This window comes from Micromonospora sp. NPDC049275 (assembly GCF_043197115.1).
GTDB lineage: Bacteria > Actinomycetota > Actinomycetes > Mycobacteriales > Micromonosporaceae > Micromonospora.
Genome location: NZ_JBICSN010000006.1, coordinates 369,443 through 387,570 on the forward strand (window position 1 = coordinate 369,443; position 18,128 = coordinate 387,570).

The following is an 18,128-nucleotide window of genomic DNA, read 5'->3' on the forward strand; positions in this document are numbered from 1 at the left end:
ATGTCCGAGATGCTGCGCGCCCCCGCCGAGGTCACGTACGCCGACGAGCTGGATTTCCTGGAGTCGGTCGACACCGGCCCGAAGCCGTTCTCGTGGCGACTGAGCCCGCGCATGGTCCGGCTGTTCGTCCTCGGCTCGGAGCGGGCCGACGGCCTGTCCCGGGAGATCCCGCAGAAGTGGTTCGGCGACCGCAGCTTCGTCGAACGGGCCATCGTCACCCTTGCCTCGGACCGGGGCCTGTTGCTGATCGGCGATCCCGGCACCGGCAAGAGCTGGCTGGCCGAGCTGCTGGCCGCCGCGATCTGCCGCAACTCGACACTTGTCGTGCAGGGCACCGCGGGCACGACTGAGGACCACATCAAGTACTCGTGGAACGTCTCCATGGTGATCGCCAAGGGTCAGTCCCGCGAGTCGATGATCCCGTCGCCGATCATGACGGCGATGGAGCGTGGCGTCGTCGGGCGTTTCGAGGAGCTGACCCGCTCCACAAGCGATGTGCAGGACGCGCTGATCTCGATCCTGTCCGAGAAGTACGTCGCCATCCCCGAGCTGGACCAGGACAACATCGTCTTCGCCCAACCCGGTTTCTCGATCATCGCGACCGCGAACAGCCGGGACCGGGGCGTCAACGACCTGTCCTCGGCTCTCAAGCGGCGGTTCAACTTCGTGCGGATTCCGGTGGTGACAAACAAGCGCAGCGAGGCGGAGATCGTCCGGTTCCGCACCGAGGAGCTGCTGCGTCGGCACCAGATCGAGCTGGACGTGCCGCCCACCCTCCTGGACATCCTGTTGCAGAGCTTCGCCGACCTGCGCGCCGGCGCCGCCGCCGCGACAAGCGACGACGAGAAATTGGAGTCGGCGCTGTCCACCGCCGAACAGATCGGTGTGCTGGAGGACGCGATCCTGCACAGCCAGTTCTTCGGCGACCAAACGCTGCGCGCGGCGACGCTCGCCGGCTCACTTGTCGGTTCGCTGGCCCGGCGCAGCCCGGAGGACCTGGCGATTCTCAACAAGTACCTGCACGGCGTGGTGGAGCCTCGGGCCCGCAAGGACGACGACGGGTGGGCGGGCTTCCTCGACGGCGGTCGTCAGGCGATCGCGTCCCTGTCGTGACCGTGTCCACCGTCGCCGGCCCGTTCGGCGCGCTCCGCGGGCAGCTGACCGACGCGGCGGCCGCGTTCACGGGCTCCGCCGACGCGCTCGGCGCGATCCTCGCCGGCATCGTCGACGACGTCGACCGGGCGCTCGGCGAGCGACTGGAGATCTTCCCGGTCTGCCACCACTCGCCGGCGTCCGCGCTGGCCATGGTGCGCCGGCTGCGGGCCAAGCAGCCCCGGGTGATCTACCTGGAGCTGTGCGAAGATCTCCAGCCACTGCTCGGCGAGCTGCGCAACTGCCGTCTGCCCGTCGCGGTGCAGGCGTTCGCGTCGGAGCTGTCCGGCTTTCCGGCCGACTGGGGGCCGCTCAGTGTCGTCGCGCCGGTCACCGAGGCGTCGGCGGAGTACCAGGCCATCGCGTACGCGCTGGAGACTCCCGGTGTGGAGCTGGTGCTGGTGGACCGCTCCACCGACCACGTCTTCCAGTGGTCACCGCGTCACCAGCAGACCGACGGGAGCGGCGCGGCCGGGCCGGCCGACGGAAGCGGCGCGGCCGGGCCGGCTGCCACCGGCGAGGAGTCCGGGCTGCACGGCGACGCCGTCGGGGTGGAGATCGGCGACCTGCGTCCCGGGTTCGCGGAGTTGGAGGCGTACCTGCTGCACCACGGCAAGGTGCGGCACTGGTCGGAATGGTGGGACCAGTACGTGGAACGGCCGCTGGCCGACGCCGACCACGACACCTACCGGCAGGTGATGGTGCTGATCGGCAGCCTGTTCCGGCGGCTGCGCCCGACCGGTGAGGATCGGCTGGACCGCGACGAGGACCGCGAGCGGTACATGTGGACGCGGATGCGTCAGCACCTCGCCACCTCCGGCGTCGATCCGGCCGACTGCCTCTACGTCTGCGGCGCGTTCCACGCCGCCAGCCGGGTCGAGCAGTTCGGTCTGGACTCCACAGCGGCCGACTTCGAGATCACGCCGCGCACCGACACCCGCTGGCGGTACGGGCTGATCCCGTCCAGCCACTCCGCGATCGAGGCCCAGTTCGGGCTGGCGCCGGGCTCGGTGTCGATCGCGGCGGCGACCTGGACGAAGGCGGTGAGCAGACACGGGCTGTCCCCGTACCGGCTGGACGGCCAGCGCACCGCGACCAGCCGGGGGCGGCGGGGCCGGACCACCACGGCGCCCTCCCCCGCCGGGCCGGTCAGCGACCGGCTCACCGGCTTCCTCGCCGCGGCGCCCGACCTGGACGGCCTGGACGAGGCGGAGCTGCGCGGCTGGTGCGTGGACATCGTCCGGCTGGCCCGGCGCAACGGATACCTGGCCAGCACCGCCGACGCGATCGCCGTCTTCGAGACCTCGGTCCTGCTGGCCGGCCTTCGCAACCGTGCCCGACCCACCCCGTACGACTTCGCCGACGCGGCGGTCACCTGTATCGAGAAGGACGTGGTGCCCGGCCGGCGCGACGTCCGGCGGCTCTGCGAGATCCTGCTGGGCGGCGACCGGATCGGTCAGGTCGGCTACGACGCGCTGCCGCCGCTGGCCCGTGACGTGCTCGATCGGCTCCAGCCACTCGGCCTGGCCCTGGAGAAGCGGACGGTGCAGCGAGCGCTGCTGGATCTGGCCGCCCAGCCGGAGCTGGGCCGCTGCTCGGACCTGCTGTGGATCCTGCGGCACCTGCTGCCACCGGCCGCGGTCCGCCCGATCATGGGCGAGCGGCGGCTCGGGCACCGCTCGGTCCAGGAGAGCTGGGACCTGGCGCTCGGCCGCCACCAGCGGGCGCTGATCGAGCTGGGCTACGAGGGCGTGACAGTCGAGCAGGTCCTGGAGCAGCGACTGCGGCGGGCGGTACGCGGCCCCGACGCCACCGCCTCGGGCGCGCTGGCCGCGGTCGAGGACGCCATCCGGCTGCTCGACAGTCCCCGCCTGGTCGACGAGTTGGGGGCGCGTGCGGTGGACCTGCTCGCCGCCGAGCGCACCGTCGACGACGCCCCGGACGTGCTGCGCCGCATCCGGCGCCTGCTGGCCCACTACCGGGCCACCGCGCCGACCCTTCCGCCCTGGTGCGCGGCGTTCGTGACCACCGGGTACGCGCACTACTGCACCCTGCTGCCGACCGCCATCGCCGCCGAGGAGACGGGGGTCCGGCAGGTCGGGGCGATGCTCGGCTTCCTGTTCTCCATGGAGGGTCTGGCGCTGTCGCTGGGCTGCGACAGGTCCCAGTTGGAGTTGGCCGTCGGGCAGTCCCACCCGACGGCGCCGGCGAAGGTCGCCCTGCTCTGGGCCGGCCAACACCAGCTCGGCCTGCTGCCGCTGGCCGACCTGCGGGCCCGGTGTGCCGAGCTGCTGGCCAACCCGCTGGTGGTCCCGGCCTTCCCGCAGTATCTGGCCGGGTTCGTGCACGCGCTGGAACCGGTGCCCACGCTGGCGCCGTTCGTCGTCGAGACGATGTCCACGGCCTTCGCCCGGCTACCCGACCCGGTGCTGCTGCCGTGGCTGCCGACCCTGATCACGACACTGCGGGACCAGGGGCCGGAGCTCGTCCCGCTGCTGATCCGTGAGGCGGGGCGCACCTTCCCGGAGGCGCTTCCGGAGCTGGATTCCTGGGTGCCGCCGTGGGTCGCGTCCCCGCCTCGGCCGGGGGCGGGCGACAAGCGCGTCGTCGCCGCGCCACGACGGCGGGTGGGCGTCCTCCTCGCCGCGCATCCGGAGGCGGTCGACGCGATCGCCGCACTGCTCGGACACGACGGCGGGTGGCTTCCGGTCACCGACGCCCCGGCCGACCCGGGCGGCGTGGCCGACCCGGGCGACGTGGCCGACCCGGGCGGTGTGGCCGCGCTGTTGGCGACGCATCCCGACACGCTCGAGGCGATCGCCGCGCGGGTGGTGGGCCAGGCGTGAGCGCGACGACCGCGGGTAGGCAGCGGCCCGGCGGCATGTCGACACCCGCCGGGCAGGAGGCCTTCGATGAGCACATACCAGGATGATCAGGGCGACCCGTTCCCTCCTCCGGAGGCGGACGCCGCCGAGCAGCGGCAGGACGCGTTCGACGTCGGTCCGCCGGACCGGATGTCGGGCGACGTCGACCCGGAGGCGTCCGAGGCCGACCTGGCCGAGCAGGGCGCCCTGCCGGCGGGCACGCTCGAGGAGGTCACGTCGCTGCCGGCCGACGCCAACCCGGCGGACGCCCTCGAGCAGCGTCAGGAAATCCCCACACGCGACGAGGGCCGCCGCACCTGAGCGCGCCGGGGGGGGGCCCCCCCCGCCCCCCCCCGCGGGGGGGGGGGGGGCGGGGCCCCCCCCGCCCCCCCCCCGCCCCCCCCCCCCCCCCCCCCCGCCCCCCCCCCCCCCCCCCCCCCCCCCCCCCCCCCCGGCGGGTGGATCGCGTCCGGGCCGACCGGCTCAGCCGGCAGCGCCGACCAGCCCGCTCAGCCGGCAGCGCCGACCAACCGGCTCAGCCGGTGACGACCTGCCACAGCAGGAACGCGTTGAGCGCGACGACGAGGACGGCCACCAGGGCCGCTGCGGCGGTGGTGAGCGGGTGGTTGACGAGGTTGCCCATGAGGTCGCGGCGGCGGGTGAAGGCGACCACCGGGATCAGCGCGAACGGGATGCCGAAGCTGAGGATGACCTGCGACAGCACCAGTGCTCGGGTGGGGTCGAGGCCGATGGCGAGCACGGCCAGCGCGGGCGCGAGGGTGACCAGCCGACGTAGCAGCAGCGGGACCCGACGGCGCAGGAATCCCTGCATGATCACTTCGCCGGCGTAGGTGCCGACGCTTGTGGAGGCGAGCCCGGAGACCAGCAGGGCAACCGCGAACCCGAACGCGGCGGCGGTGCCGATGCTCTGACCGAGGCCGGCGTGCACCCCCTCCAGGCTGTCGGCGCCCACCGGGCCGCCGCCCCGGAAGCTGGCCGCGGCGATCAGCAGCATGGCGAGGTTTACCGCGCCGGCCGCCGTCAGGGCCAGCAGCACGTCGGTGCGCTGGCCGCGGAAGAGGGTACGGCGCTCGGCGTCGTCAGTCGCGGGGATGCGGTCACGGGTCAGCGCGGAGTGTACGTAGATGACGTGCGGCATGACCGTGGCGCCGAGGATCCCTGCGGCCAGCAGCACGCTGTCGGTGCCCTGGAGCCGGGGTACCAGGCCGGCCATCGCGGAGCCCGGATCGGAGCCTGCGGCGAGCAGGTTGGCCGCGAAGGCCAGGACTATGACGCCGAGCAGCACGGCGATGGCGATCTCGAACGCGCGGAACCCGCGCGAGCGCAAGGCGAGCACGACGAACGCGGCGCCGCCGATGATGAGCCCGCCGGGCAGCAGTGGAGTGCCGAAGAGGAGGTACAGGGCCACCGCGCCACCGATCACCTCGGCCAGGTCGGTGGCCATCGCGACGAGTTCGGCCTGCACCCACATCAGCCGGTTCACCGGGCGGGGCAGGCGCTCGCGGCACAGCTCGGGCAGGCTGCGGCCGGTGGCCAGGCCCAGCTTGGCGGTGAGGGTCTGCACCAGCATGGCCATCAGGTTGGCCACGACCACTACCCAGACGAGCAGGTAGCCGTAGCGGGCGCCGGCGGCCGAGTTGGTGGCGAAGTTGCCCGGGTCGACGTACGCGACGGCCGCGACGAACGCCGGGCCGAGCAGGATCAGCCGCCCGCGTACGCGGCCCCGGGCGCGGGCGACCTGCAGCGGCGTCGCCGTCGGCGTCGTGAGTTCGTTGGTGACCATCGAGCACCTTCCCCTCGCAGGGATCGCGTGCCTGTGTCCTTCCCGGGCGGTTGACCCGTCGGTGCCAATCCCTGGCCCGGGGGTGCCAGGGCGGACAGCCGCTTGACAGCGGACGCGCTCCGCACCAAGCTGTCTATTAGTCCTACTGTCGTAGGACAACAGGAAGGATCATCACGAGTGATCGAGTTCGTGCTGGACAGCCGGTCGAAGGTGAACACCTACATGCAGCTCGTGCAGCAGGTGAAGCAGGCGCTGCGGGTCGGCCTGCTCGCACCCGGCGACCAGCTGCCGAAGGTCCGGGACGTCGCCCAGTCACTGGCGATCAACCCGAACACGGTGCTCAAGGCGTACCGGGAGCTGGAGATCGAGGGTCTGGTCGGCGGCCGACCGGGGGTGGGCACGTTCGTGCAGCGCACCCTGGCCGGCGCGTCCCTGCCCAACCAGGCCGAGCTGCGCGACGACCTCGTGGCGTGGCTGCACCGGGCGCAGGCCGCCGGCCTCACGGCCGAGGACGTCGTCGCCCTGGTGGAGACCACGCTGCGCGCCACCCTCACCGACGACACCCCACAGAAGGAGCCCGCGTGAGCGGGCGAGCGCAGCGAGCACGCGGCGCGACGAGAGGACAGAGGATGGACATGGTCTTGGAGGCCGACCGGCTGGGCAAGCGGTACGGCAGGACGTGGGCGCTACGGGACTGTTCGCTGCACCTGCCTGCGGGCCGCATCGCCGCGCTGGTCGGGCCCAACGGCGCCGGCAAGAGCACACTGCTGCACCTGGCCGTCGGGCTGCTCAAGCCCGACGAGGGCGCGGTGCGGGTGTTCGGCAGGTCGCCGTACGGCGACACGGAAGGGCTGGCCGACATCGGGTTCGTCGCCCAGGACACCCCGCTCTACCGGGACTTCACCGCCGCCGAGCTGGTCGTCGCCGGCGGCAAGCTGAACAGGCGGTGGGACGCCACGCTGGCCCGGACCCGGCTGGCGCAGCTCGGCATTCCGCCCGACAAGCCCGTCGGCAAGCTGTCCGGCGGGCAGCGGGCCCAGGTGGCGCTCGCTCTGGCACTGGCCAAGCAACCCCGACTGCTGCTGCTCGACGAGCCGGTGGCCAGCCTCGATCCGCTGGCCCGACGGGAGTTCCTCCAGTCGCTGATGGGCAGCGTCGCGGACTCCGGGACCACAGTCCTGCTCTCCTCGCACCTGCTGGCCGACCTGGAGCGCGTCTGCGACTACCTGATCGTGCTCAACGCCGCCCAGGTGCAGCTCACCGGCTCGGTCGACGACCTGGTGGCGGCCCACCGCCAGCTCGTCGGTCCACGGCACGACGGCGCTCCGATCGGCGGCGTCGCGCACGTCGTCCGGGCCAGCCACACCGACCGGCAGTCCACGCTGCTGGTCCGCACCGACGGGCCGGTCTCCGACCCCGCCTGGGCGGTACGCGACGTCAGCCTGGAGGACATCGTCCTGGCCTACCTGGCCGACGGCGTCACGCAGACCAGTCACAGCGAGTGGGGAGTGGCGGCATGATCTGGCTGACCTGGCGGCAACACCGCAAGCTGGCGTTCTACACCCTCCTGGGGTTGGCGGTGCTCGCCGCCGTGCTGGTGCCGATCGGCCTGTCGATGCGGCACACCTTCGCCGACCTCGGGCTGGCGGAGTGCTTACGCCCGTCCGCCCTCGACGAGGCCGCCGCGCGGACCTGCGACATGAGCCTCAGCCGTTTCAGCGACAGGTACGACAGCCTGAACCTGGTGGCGGTGCTGCTGATCACGCTGCCGGTGCTGGTCGGCCTGTTCTGGGGCGCACCGCTCGTCGCTCGCGAGGTGGAGCAGGGCACGCACCGGTTCGTCTGGACCCAGGGCGTCGGCCGCACCCACTGGGCCCTGGTGAAGTTCGGGCTGGTCGGCGGGGCCGTCGTCCTCCTCGCGGCAGGCTACGGACTGGGTGTGTCGTGGTGGGTCGACCCACTCACCAAGGCCGCGCACGAGGGCCGACTCGGCGTGATCGTCTTCGATCTGCAGGGCATCGTGCCGATCGGCTACACCCTCTTCGCCGTGGCGCTCGGCATCTTCGCCGGCACCATCTTCAAGCGGATGCTGCCCGCCATGGGCATCACCCTGGCCGGGTTCATCGGCGTACGGGCAGCGGTGGAGATGCTGGCCCGACCGCACTACCAGCCCGCCCGCACCCAGACCTTCCCGATCGAGGGACCCGGGATACCGGAGGGAGACCGGGGCAACTGGGTTCTCGCCGTGGGAATCCGCAACCCCGACGGAACGATGGCGGCGGAGAACACCAGGATCCAGTGTGCGCCGGGTGGCAAGGGGCCGGAAGGTCGGGTCTGCGGCGCCGAGCTGGGTCTCAAGCCGGGCGCGTACAACTGGGAGCTGTACCAGCCGGCGGACCGGTTCTGGCTGTTCCAGTGGATCGAGACGGGCATCTTCGTCGCCCTGGCCGTGCTCCTGCTCTACCTCGCCATCCGCCGGGTGCGTCGGATCGCGTAGCCGACGACTGGTGATCGCCGGAGCCACGGGGGCCCCGGCGATCACCAGTCAGCGCACGCCCTCGGCGGCCTCAGCGGCCCAGTCGTCGGTACCGGGTGACCGAGAGCGGCAGGAAGATCCCCACCAGCACGATCGGCCAGACCACCGCCAGCCACGGGTAGTGCTGCGCCGCCCACGACTCACCGGTCCAGCCGGGGTTGCCGAACAGTTCCCGGGCGGCACCGACGGTCGCCGACAACGGGTTCCACGCAGCCACCGCACCGAGCCAGGCGGGCATGGTGGACGGTGCGACGAACGCGTTGGACAGGAAGCCCAGCGGAAACTCCAGGGTCTGTACGGCGACCACGGCCGTCTGACCCCGGGTGACCAGGCCGAGGAAGATGCCGACCCAGACCAGTGCGAACCGCAACAGCAGGATCAGGCCCACGGCGCCCAGGGTGGCACCGGCGCCGCCGTGTGACCGCCAACCGATCGCGAGACCGGTGAGCAGCAGCACCGCGAGGGTGACCAGGGCGAACAGCATGTCGGCCACCGCACGGGCGACAAGCGGGGCCAGCGGCGAGACGGGCATCGACCGGAGCCGGTCGGTCACCCCACGGTCCAGGTCCTCGGCGACGGCGGTCGTGGTCAGGCTGATGCCGAACACCATCGTCATCACGAAGATGCCGGGCATCAGGAACTCGCGGTAGCTGCCGCCGCCGGGCACCTGCAACGCGCCGCCGAACAGGTACGCGAACATCAGCACGATCAGGATGTTGAAGCCGAGCGAGGCGATCAGCGGCCCGGGATCGCGGCGCCAACGCGCGAGGCCGCGCCAGGTCAGCGTGCTGCTGTCGGCCAGAAGGGTGGGACGCCCGGGCGTCAGGTCCACCGGCGGGAGCGCCGCGACGGTCGGGGCGCTCATGCGGCGGCCCCCTCGGCGACCGGCGCCCCGTGGCCGGTCAGGTGCAGGAACACCTCGTCCAGCGTGGGACGGCGAAGCGCGACGTCGGCGATCGGGATCCGCGCGGCGTCGAGCGCCCGCAGCACCTCGACGAGCGCGCCGGGCTGGTGCCCGACCTGGACGCTCACCGACCGTCGGTCCGGGTCGACCGTCGGGTCCGCACCGGCCACCTGACGCACCTGGGCGACGGCGGCGGCGATGTCGGCGGGATCCGCGACGACCATGTCGATGCGGTCACCGCCGAGCCGGTCCTTGAGGTCGTCCGGAGTGCCCTCGGCGATCACCCGGCCGGCGTCGACGACCGAGATCCGGTCGGCCAACTGGTCGGCCTCGTCCAGGTGCTGAGTGGTGAGCAGGACTGTGGTGCCGGCGCGCGCCAACTCCCGGACGGACTCCCACACCTCGTTGCGGCCGCGCGGGTCCAGCCCCGTCGTCGGCTCGTCGAGGAAGAGCACCGCGGGGGCCAGGATCATCCCGGCGGCCAGGTCGAGCCGCCTGCGCATGCCCCCGGAGTACGACGTGACCGGCTGCCCGCCCGCCTCGACGAGGCCGAACCGCTCCATCAGCTCGTCCGCCCGTCGTCGGGCCCGGTGGCGGCCCAAATGGAACAGTCCACCGAAGAGGACCAGGTTCTGCCGGCCGCTGAGCGCCTCGTCCAACGCGGGGTGCTGCCCCACCAGCCCGATGCGGTAGCGCACCTGGTCGGGCTGGCGGGTCACGTCGAACCCGGCGACCTCGGCCCGACCCCCGTCCGGACGGAGCAGGGTGGACAGGATCCGCACCGAGGTGGTCTTGCCCGCACCGTTCGGGCCGAGCAGGCCACACACCTCGCCCGGGCGCACCCGCAGATCGAAGCCGTTGAGCGCGTCCCGGTCCCGGTAGCGCTTGCGCAGCCCTTCCGCCACTATCGCGTCACCACTCGTCATGCCGCCCTCCCTCTCCGCCATCAGCCCACTGCTGTCGTACATTGTACGGCAGCATGTACGGCAATGGCCGTCCTCGATCGGGCGGGCCCAACCGACGGATTCAGGGGGCGGTGCTATCGGGGCGAGGCGTGCAGACCGGCAACCCCGAGCAGGGGGACCAACGCGACGAAGAAGACCAGACCGCGCGGAGGCCGGGGTTGAGCCGGGGACCACCCCACGGCTACGCCGGCTCGGCAGCCCCCGGCTGGCCCACGACGCCGACGTTGAGCGGATCGGCCAGGAGTTTGTCGAACGCCAGCTCGGCGGCGCCGATCAGGACGGCGTCGCGGCCGAGCGCCGCCGCGCGCAGCCGGAGGTGCTCGCGGGAGGCGGGCAGCGGCATGGCGTCCAGCCGCCGCCGTACCGTGTCCACGCCGGCGATGAAGATGTCGCGCAGCGAGCCACCGAACACCACGGCGTCGGGATTGACCACGTTTACCAGGTTGGCGACGCCGAAGCCGAGCCAGTCGGCGACCTGCTCGACGGCCCGCAGGGCGGTCGGATCGCCGTCCGCCGCCGCGCGCAGCACCTCGGTCACGGCGGCGCGGTCGTCGGGGTCGCGGCCGGCGTGCCGCAGGAGCGCGGCCTCACCGATCTCGGTCTCCCAGCAGCCACGTGAGCCGCAGCCGCACGGCAGCCCGTTCGGGTTGACGACCATGTGGCCGACCTTGCCGCTGTGGCCCCGGTGCCCGATCATCAATCGGCCGCCGACGACGATGCCGGCGCTGATGCCCAGGTCGCCGTGCAGGTAAATGAGGTCGTCGATGCCCGGGGCGACGCCCCGGATGTGCTCGGCCAGGCCCGCGATGTCGGCGAGGTCGCCGGCCACGAAACCCGGCCCGGCGGTCAGTTCGGCATCGAGTGCCACGCTGAGGCCCTCGTCGACGCCGACGATCCGGAGCGTGCCGTCCGCGTCGCGGGTGGTGTCGGTGACGGCCACCGCTCCCCCGACCAGCAGCGCGTCGGAGGCGACGCCGCGCTCCATGTCGCGGACCAGGTCGGCGAGCGGGCCGACGGCGTCGACCGCCGACATGCCTCCGGGCCGGGCGGCCTCGCGCCTGTCGAGGATGCGACCGCCGAGGCCGACCCGGGCCGCCCGCAGCCGGTCCGCGTCGATGCTGAGCGCGTGTGCGTAGACCCGGTCGGAGCGGGGGCTGACCACGAGGGAGGGGCGGCCGGCCCGCCGAGCGGTGGTCGGCGCCTCCTCGGTGACGAGGCCGCTGGCGGTCAGGTCGGCGGCGAGTGCGCCGATGGTGCTGCGGTTGAGGCCGAGGCGGCTGGTCAGCTCGGCCCGTGACGTCGGCCCGTGCAGGTGCACGTAGCGCAGCACGGCGCCGAGGTTCTGCCGTCGGATCTCCTCCTGGCTCGCGCCGGGGACCGGGGGCAGCGGGGAGTCGGGGTTACGGCCGGCGCCGGCTGGCCTGGACCGTACGGGTGTCTCCACGGTCAGACCTCCTTCCGGATCGGTGCCGGGTGGGCGGGGCGGCGCGGACGACGATGGGTCCCGGAAGAGGAGATCCGGGACCCATCGGCGTTGCTGCCTACCGCGCGGTGATTACTTGGTGAGCGGCGCGAGCTTCGGGTCGTTCGCGTACGCCTCGGCCGCGTTCGCCTTGGTGACGGCGACCGGCGGGAGCAGGAACGTGTCCACGACCTTGCTGCCGTTGTTGTAGGACTTGGTGTCGTTCACCTGCGGGGCGTTACCGGCCTGGAGAGCCTTGACCATGTTGATGGTCTCCTTCACCAGGTTGCGGGTGTCCTTGTTGATCGTCATGTACTGCTCGCCCTTGACGATCGACTTGACCGACTCCACCTCGGAGTCCTGGCCGGTGACGACCGGGATCTGCTTGCCAGCGCCCTTGACCGAGGTCAGGATGGCGCGGGCCAGGGTGTCGTTCGGGGAGAGGACGCCGTCGAGCGGCTTGGTGCCGTAGGTCGAGGTCAGCAGCTGGTCCATGCGGGCCTGCGCACCCTCGGCCTTCCAGCCCTGGATGGCAGTCTGCTTGACGTCCTTCTGACCCGAGGCGACGACGACGTTGCCCTTGTCGATCTCCGGCTTGAGCACGCTCATCGCGCCGTCGAAGAAGACACCGGCGTTGTTGTCGTCCGGCGAGCCGGAGAAGAGCTCGATGTTGTACGGGCCGTTCGGCTTCTTGGCCTTCATGCCGTCCAGCAGGGCCTGGCCCTGGAGCTGGCCGACCTTGAAGTTGTCGAACGCGACGTAGTAGTCGAGGTCCGGCGTGTTCTTGATGAGCCGGTCGTACGCGATGACCTTCACGCCGGCCTGGTGGGCCGCCGCGACCTGGGTCGACAGCTGCGCGGCGTCGGTCGCGCCGATGACGATGACCTTGGCGCCCTTGGTCACCATGGCGGTGATCTGGGCCTGCTGGTCGGCGACAGTGGTCGACGCGCCGGCGTACTGCACGTCACCCTGGAAGCCGGCCTCCTTGAGGCCGTTGGTGAACAGGTCACCGGCGAGGACCCAGTTCTCGGAGGTCTTGGCCGGCAGGGCCACGCCGATCAGCGAGTTGGCCGCGAAGCCCTTGGCGTCGCCGCCCTTGGCGTCGGAGTCACCGTCACGGCCGGAGCCGCAACCGGCGAGGGCCAGCATGGCGGCGGCGCCGACAGCGACCACCGACGTGCCGAAGAATTTACGCATGGTGAGGACTTGCCTTTCTGGATGTGTAACGGGGTGGTGAGGGTCGGTGACCGTCAGCTGGACACCGCTGCCTTGGCGGGCTCGCGCTCCGCGTCCGGCGGGGAGGCGGGTGGAACGGAGTCCTCGCGGCGGAACGGCCGCATCAGGCTCCCGATGATGGAGAAGCGCCCCTGGCTCTTGTTGTAGACGTCGACCGCGACGGCCAGCAGCAGGACCAGGCCCTTGATGATCTGGACCTTGTCGGTGCCCACGCCCTCGAGCTGGAGGCCGTTGTTGAGCACGGCCATGACGAGACCACCGACGATCGACCCGCTGATGGTGCCGATACCGCCGGCGACTGCCGCGCCACCGATGAAGACCGCGGCGATGGCGTCCAACTCCCAGCCGTTGCCGTCCTGCGGGCCGGAGGCCGCCGAACGGGCCACGAAGATCATGCCGGCCAGCGCGGCCAGGACGGACATGTTCATCATGACGAAGAAGTTGACCCGCTTGAGCTTCACGCCGGACAGCTCGGCCGCCCGGGAGTTGCCACCCACCGCGTAGATGTGTCGGCCACCGGCCGTGTTGCGGGTGTAGAAGGAGTACGCGATCACCAGGACCAGCAGGATGATGCCGGAGATCGGGAAGCTGGTGCCGACGCGACCGCTGGCGAAGCGCAGGGTGGCGAAGGCGATGACCCCGACCATGATGGCCATCCGCAGGATCGAGACCCACATGGGCGCCGGGTCGGCGTCCATGGCCCGACGGGTCTTACGGGCCTGGAGCTCGCGCCACACCACCGCCACCGCGGCGGCCAGGCCGAGCAGCAGCGTCGCGTTGTTGTAGCCGGTGTCCGGGCCGAACTCGGGCAGGAACCCGGAGCCGATGTCCCGGAAGCCCTCCGGCACCGGGATGCTCTGCGCGTTGCCGATGAACTGGTTGCCACCGCGGAACAGCAGCATGCCGGCCAGGGTGACGATGAACGCCGGCACCCCGATGTAGGCCACCCAGAACCCCTGCCAGGCGCCGATCACCGCGCCGATGGCGAGACCGAACACGATGGCGGCGGGCCACGGCAGGTCCCACTCGGTCATCGACTTGGCGACCAGGATGCCGGTGAAGGCCGCGACCGAGCCGACCGACAGGTCGATGTGCCCGGCGACGATCACCATGAGCATGCCGATGGCCAGGATCAGGATGTACGAGTTCTGCTGGAACAGCGCGATCAGGTTGTCCGAGCGCAGCGTCAGCCCGTTGGTCCAGATCTGGAAGATCAGGACGATCGCCACCAGGGTGAAGATCATCCCGAACTGGCGCGCGTTGGAGGTCGTACCTCCAAACAGATTCTTCTGAAGGTCCTTGATACGGCTCATCGGGAGGCCAACTTCTTCGTCGAGGTCATCTGCTTCATGAGGTTTTCCGGGGTGGCGTCGGCCCGGGCGATCTCGCCCGTGATGGCGCCTTCGAACACGGTGTAGATGCGGTCGCAGAGCCCGATCAGCTCAGGCAGCTCCGAGGAGATGACGACGACGCCCTTCCCCTGGTCGGCGAGCCGCTGGATGATGCCGTAGATCTCGTACTTGGCACCCACGTCGATGCCGCGCGTCGGCTCGTCGAGGATCAGCAGGTCCGGGTCGGTGAACATCCACTTCGCCAGCACGACCTTCTGCTGGTTGCCGCCGGAGAGCTTGGAGACGCCCTCGTCGACAGTCGGGGCCTTGGTCCGCAACTCCTTGCGGTACGCCTCGGCCGCCTGGTACTCCTCGACCTCGTTCAGGACGCCACGGTGCCGGATCTTGGACAGCTTGGCGGCCACCGTCGACGTCTTGATGTCGTCGAGCAGGTTGAGGCCGATCGCCTTGCGGTCCTCGCTGACGTACGCGAGCCCGTTGTCGATCGCATCCGCGACCGACTTCAGGACGATCTCCTTGCCGTCCTTGATGATCGTGCCCGACTCGTACACCCCGTAGGAGCGGCCGAAGACGCTCATCGCGAGTTCCGTGCGGCCCGCGCCCATCAGACCGGCGAAGCCGACGATCTCGCCGCGGCGCACCACGAAGCTCTCGTTCTTGCAGACCTGGCGGTCGGCCGAGATCGGGTGCCGGACGTTCCAGTTGCGGACCTCGAAGAAGACGTCACCGATCTTCGGGGTGTGGTCCGGGAACCGACTGCTCAGTTCACGGCCGACCATCCCCCGCACGATCCGGTCCTCGTCGACCCCGTCCGCCTTGACGTCGAGGGTCTCCACCGTCCGGCCGTCGCGCAGGATGGTGATCTGGTCGGCGATCGCCTCGATCTCGTTCAGCTTGTGCGAGATCATGATCGAGGTGATGCCGCGGGAGCGGAAGCCGCGCAGCAGGTCCAGCAGGTGCTTGGAGTCCGCCTCGTTCAGCGCGGCCGTCGGCTCGTCCAGGATCAGCAGCTTCACGTCCTTGGCGAACGCCTTGGCGATCTCCACGAGCTGCTGCTTGCCGACACCGATGTCCTTGATCAGGGTGTCCGGGTCCTCCTGGAGACCGACCCGGGCCATCAGGTCGAGCGCCATCCGGTTCGCGGCCTTCCAGTCGATCGCGCCCCGCTTGCGCGGCTCGTTGCCGAGGAAGATGTTCTCGGCGATCGACATGCCCGGGATGAGCGCCAACTCCTGGTGGATGATCACGATTCCGGCGTTCTCACTGGCCCGGATGTCGGAGAACTTGCTCTCCGACCCCTGGTAGATGATCTGGCCGTCGTAGCTTCCGTACGGGTAGACCCCGCTGAGGACCTTCATCAGCGTGGACTTGCCCGCACCGTTCTCGCCGCAGATGGCATGGATCTCGCCGGCGCGAACCACCAGGTTGACGTCGGAGAGGGCCTTGACTCCGGGGAACTCCTTGGTGATGGAGCGCATCTCAAGGAGGGTGGGCACGTCGTTCATCGCTCGTTCCACCTCGCCAACGTCATCGTTGCCTCCGGAAGGTTGAACCTTCACTTGGTTTTGTTGTTGACGGCAACGTATTGCGGTGAGCAGGCCATCCGCAAGGCGAGGGACTGTTGAAAATGTAACAATCCGGCAATATAGACGAAGCAGAGTATTCGCCCGTCACGGCCGCCCCCGCAGCCCCTCCTGGCACCATGGCCTGTCGGTGGCAACGTTGTCAAATGCGCTGCCGCACCATGATCAGCTTTGGTCGCTGCCATCAGGCCCACCACCAGGGATGATCCGGCGCGGCCCGACGACGGCAAGCCTACCCGCGAGTACGAAACTATCGGCAAGTCTTGATCAAGCGACACCGCCGGCACTGCGCCGAGGGCACGACGACCACCCTCGGCTACGGGTGTGACCCGCGCCTCTTTCCGGCGGCAGGATCGACGGCGGTCATCGGGTCGCGCCCGCCACCAGCGAACGGCTCGACGGCTGAACGCCCCTTAAGTGTGGATCGGGCCCCAAAGAGCACTGTGCGCCGGCCTCTCAGCTCGGGCGCAGCACCGCCTTGATCACCCCGTTCTCCCGGCGGTCGAAACTGCGATACAACTCCGGCGCGTCGGCGAGGGTGCCGTGGTGGGTCACGATCACGCTGGGCCGGGCGCGACCGGCCACGACCAGGTCCCGCAGCAGCACTGTGTAGCGGCGGTCGTGCGTACGGCCGAACCGGACCGCGACGCCCTTGCCGAACAACGTCCCCCACGGCGCGACCAGATCCTCGCGGGCGCTCGCGCCGGGCCGGGGGTGCAGGTCCTTGTCCGGGTAGACGCCGGCGACCCCGATCGAGCCGGCCGGGTTGACCAGTCGGGCCGCGTCGGCGATGACCTGGTCCGGGCGCTCCTGGTCGGGGCGCTCGCGGTCGCGCGCCTGGAACCCGACCGCGTCGATGACCCGGTCGATCCCGCCCAGCTTCTCCTCGCCGAGAGGCAGGCCGGCACGCGCGCGGTCGGCACGGATCTGCTCGACCGGATCGCCGAGGCGGAAGTCGACAGGAACCGCCCCGATCTCGCCGGCCTTGTCGAGCCGGGCGTCGACGCCGTCGACGCAGTAGACGACCCGCGCGCCCCGCAGCAGCGCCGCGTACGCCCCGAGCAGGCCGATGGTCCCGGCCCCGAACACCGCCACGGTGTCGCCGGCCTCCACTCCGGCGAGGGTGGCCGCGGCGTGCCAACCGGTGACGAACGCGTCGGCGAGCAGCACGAAGTCGTCCTCGTACGCGTCACCCGGCTCCCCCGGCACGGGCACGCAGTTCGCGTCGGCCCACGGCACGCGCAGCAGGTCGGCCTGGGCGCCCCGGTACGGGCCCATCCCGGCGTAGCCGTACGCGGCGCCCGGCCCCTCGGCCCGCGCCCGCAGGCAGGCGGCCGAGAGACCGCGGGCGCACATCACGCAGGTGCCGCAGAACAGGTGCGTGGGGATCACCACGCGGGTGCCCGGACGCACGGTCTGCACCGCCGAGCCGACCTCCTGCACCACGCCCAGCGGTTCGTGACCGAGCACCAGCCCGGGGTCGGCGCCGGTGCGCCCGTCGTACATGTGCAGGTCGGTGCCGCACAGCGCGGTGGAGGTGACCCGCACGAGCGCGTCGGTCGGGGCCTCCAGCGTCGCGTCGGGCACCTCCCGCACCGCGACGGTCCGGACGCCCCCGTAGACGACGGCTCTCATCCCGACTCCCCTTCCGGTGGTGGGAGTGTCGGCTTCCCCCCGCCGGGTGGTTCATGCCGGTGTCGGCCGCCCGACGGCCCGGTCAGCCCATCGAGCGGACCCGGTCGGCCTCGATGACGAGGACGATCCGCACCTGGTCGCGACCGCCGAACCACGGGTACGGCCCGCCGAGGTAGCGCTGCGCCAACCGCTCGATGTGCGCGGCGGCGCCCTCGGTGCGTCTGTCGACCACCCGACCCCGCACCTCGTGGTAGCGGCCCGGCTTGTCCGGATCGGAGATCGCCACGGCGACCCGGGGATCCCGGCGGACGTTGCGCGTCTTCTGGTGGGTCTCCACCGTGTTGATCAGGACGTGCGTGCCGTCGGTGTCCACCCACGTCTGGGTGAGCTGCGGCGAGCCGTCCGGCATCAAGGTCGTCACGTAGCAGGTGCTCGGCGCCCGCAGCAGCGCGAGCAGGTCATCGGGCAGGTTCACGTGCCAGTCCTTCTTCGATGGCGTCCAACCCCGCGCTGGTCGCCCGGCAACGGTCGCACGTCGTGATCGGGGGGTCGGGCGGCGCCCCCGCTCCGACGTAGCATCGGCGAGGCACGATGTCAGGCGCACCAATGTCACCGACCGGATCGGGCACCTTGGA

At 71.2% G+C, this 18,128-nt stretch carries 15 protein-coding genes; 6 read left to right on the forward strand and 9 right to left on the reverse strand.

Annotation, left to right across the window (positions count from 1 at the left end; genetic code table 11):
- The 3 genes from ACGFIE_RS21145 to ACGFIE_RS21155 all read left to right on the forward strand — a co-directional run bounded on the left by ACGFIE_RS21145 (position 1) and on the right by ACGFIE_RS21155 (position 4,337).
- Positions 1-1,113: an AAA family ATPase gene (locus tag ACGFIE_RS21145; RefSeq protein ID WP_363688489.1), complete on the forward strand. Its 1,113-nt coding sequence runs from the start codon at positions 1-3 to the stop codon at positions 1,111-1,113.
- Complete coding sequence (locus tag ACGFIE_RS21150) at positions 1,110-3,998, forward strand: DUF5682 family protein (protein WP_393296928.1); 2,889 nt, start codon at positions 1,110-1,112, stop codon at positions 3,996-3,998. The genes ACGFIE_RS21145 and ACGFIE_RS21150 overlap by 4 nt, the downstream gene beginning before the upstream one ends.
- 66 nt (positions 3,999-4,064) lie before the next feature.
- A complete protein-coding gene (locus ACGFIE_RS21155) occupies positions 4,065-4,337 on the forward strand; it encodes a hypothetical protein (protein WP_393296930.1) in 273 nt (90 codons plus the stop codon).
- A 214-nt stretch (positions 4,338-4,551) separates the two neighbouring features.
- Here ACGFIE_RS21155 and ACGFIE_RS21160 read toward each other — a convergent pair whose 3' ends face one another.
- Entirely contained in the window at positions 4,552-5,820 is a 1,269-nt protein-coding gene (locus ACGFIE_RS21160) for an Nramp family divalent metal transporter (protein ID WP_393296932.1), read from the reverse strand.
- Positions 5,821-5,997: 177 nt separating this feature from the next.
- On the opposite strand from ACGFIE_RS21160, the gene ACGFIE_RS21165 reads away from it, so the two are divergent.
- The 3 genes from ACGFIE_RS21165 to ACGFIE_RS21175 are packed head-to-tail and all read left to right on the forward strand — an operon-like array spanning position 5,998 to position 8,317.
- On the forward strand, positions 5,998-6,405 hold the full coding sequence (locus ACGFIE_RS21165) for a GntR family transcriptional regulator (protein WP_007457663.1): 408 nt from the start codon (positions 5,998-6,000) through the stop codon (positions 6,403-6,405).
- Positions 6,406-6,449: 44 nt separating this feature from the next.
- A complete protein-coding gene (locus ACGFIE_RS21170; protein ID WP_363688480.1) occupies positions 6,450-7,340 on the forward strand; it encodes an ABC transporter ATP-binding protein in 891 nt (296 codons plus the stop codon).
- A complete protein-coding gene (locus ACGFIE_RS21175) occupies positions 7,337-8,317 on the forward strand; it encodes a transporter (RefSeq protein ID WP_363688478.1) in 981 nt (326 codons plus the stop codon). The genes ACGFIE_RS21170 and ACGFIE_RS21175 overlap by 4 nt, the downstream gene beginning before the upstream one ends.
- A 70-nt stretch (positions 8,318-8,387) precedes the next feature.
- Here ACGFIE_RS21175 and ACGFIE_RS21180 read toward each other — a convergent pair whose 3' ends face one another.
- From ACGFIE_RS21180 to ACGFIE_RS21215, 8 genes are all read right to left on the reverse strand, one after another.
- Complete coding sequence (locus ACGFIE_RS21180) at positions 8,388-9,221, reverse strand: ABC transporter permease (RefSeq protein WP_393296935.1); 834 nt, start codon at positions 9,219-9,221, stop codon at positions 8,388-8,390.
- Complete coding sequence (locus ACGFIE_RS21185) at positions 9,218-10,186, reverse strand: ATP-binding cassette domain-containing protein (protein ID WP_363688474.1); 969 nt, start codon at positions 10,184-10,186, stop codon at positions 9,218-9,220. Before ACGFIE_RS21185 ends, ACGFIE_RS21180 begins: the two co-directional genes overlap by 4 nt.
- A gap of 220 nt (positions 10,187-10,406) precedes the next feature.
- On the reverse strand, positions 10,407-11,669 hold the full coding sequence (locus ACGFIE_RS21190; protein WP_393296937.1) for an ROK family protein: 1,263 nt from the start codon (positions 11,667-11,669) through the stop codon (positions 10,407-10,409).
- A 111-nt stretch (positions 11,670-11,780) separates the two neighbouring features.
- A complete protein-coding gene (locus ACGFIE_RS21195) occupies positions 11,781-12,884 on the reverse strand; it encodes a sugar-binding protein (protein WP_363688472.1) in 1,104 nt (367 codons plus the stop codon).
- 53 nt (positions 12,885-12,937) lie between these two features.
- The gene (gene mmsB / locus ACGFIE_RS21200) at positions 12,938-14,236 is read right to left on the reverse strand and encodes a multiple monosaccharide ABC transporter permease (RefSeq protein WP_363688470.1); all 1,299 of its coding nucleotides are present in this window, start codon (positions 14,234-14,236) and stop codon (positions 12,938-12,940) included.
- A complete protein-coding gene (mmsA, locus tag ACGFIE_RS21205; protein ID WP_363688468.1) occupies positions 14,233-15,780 on the reverse strand; it encodes a multiple monosaccharide ABC transporter ATP-binding protein in 1,548 nt (515 codons plus the stop codon). The genes mmsB and mmsA overlap by 4 nt, the downstream gene beginning before the upstream one ends.
- 534 nt (positions 15,781-16,314) lie before the next feature.
- Complete coding sequence (locus ACGFIE_RS21210; RefSeq protein WP_393296940.1) at positions 16,315-17,493, reverse strand: glutathione-independent formaldehyde dehydrogenase; 1,179 nt, start codon at positions 17,491-17,493, stop codon at positions 16,315-16,317.
- 82 nt (positions 17,494-17,575) lie between these two features.
- The gene (locus ACGFIE_RS21215) at positions 17,576-17,968 is read right to left on the reverse strand and encodes a PPOX class F420-dependent oxidoreductase (protein ID WP_393296942.1); all 393 of its coding nucleotides are present in this window, start codon (positions 17,966-17,968) and stop codon (positions 17,576-17,578) included.
- Positions 17,969-18,128 lie beyond the last annotated feature (160 nt).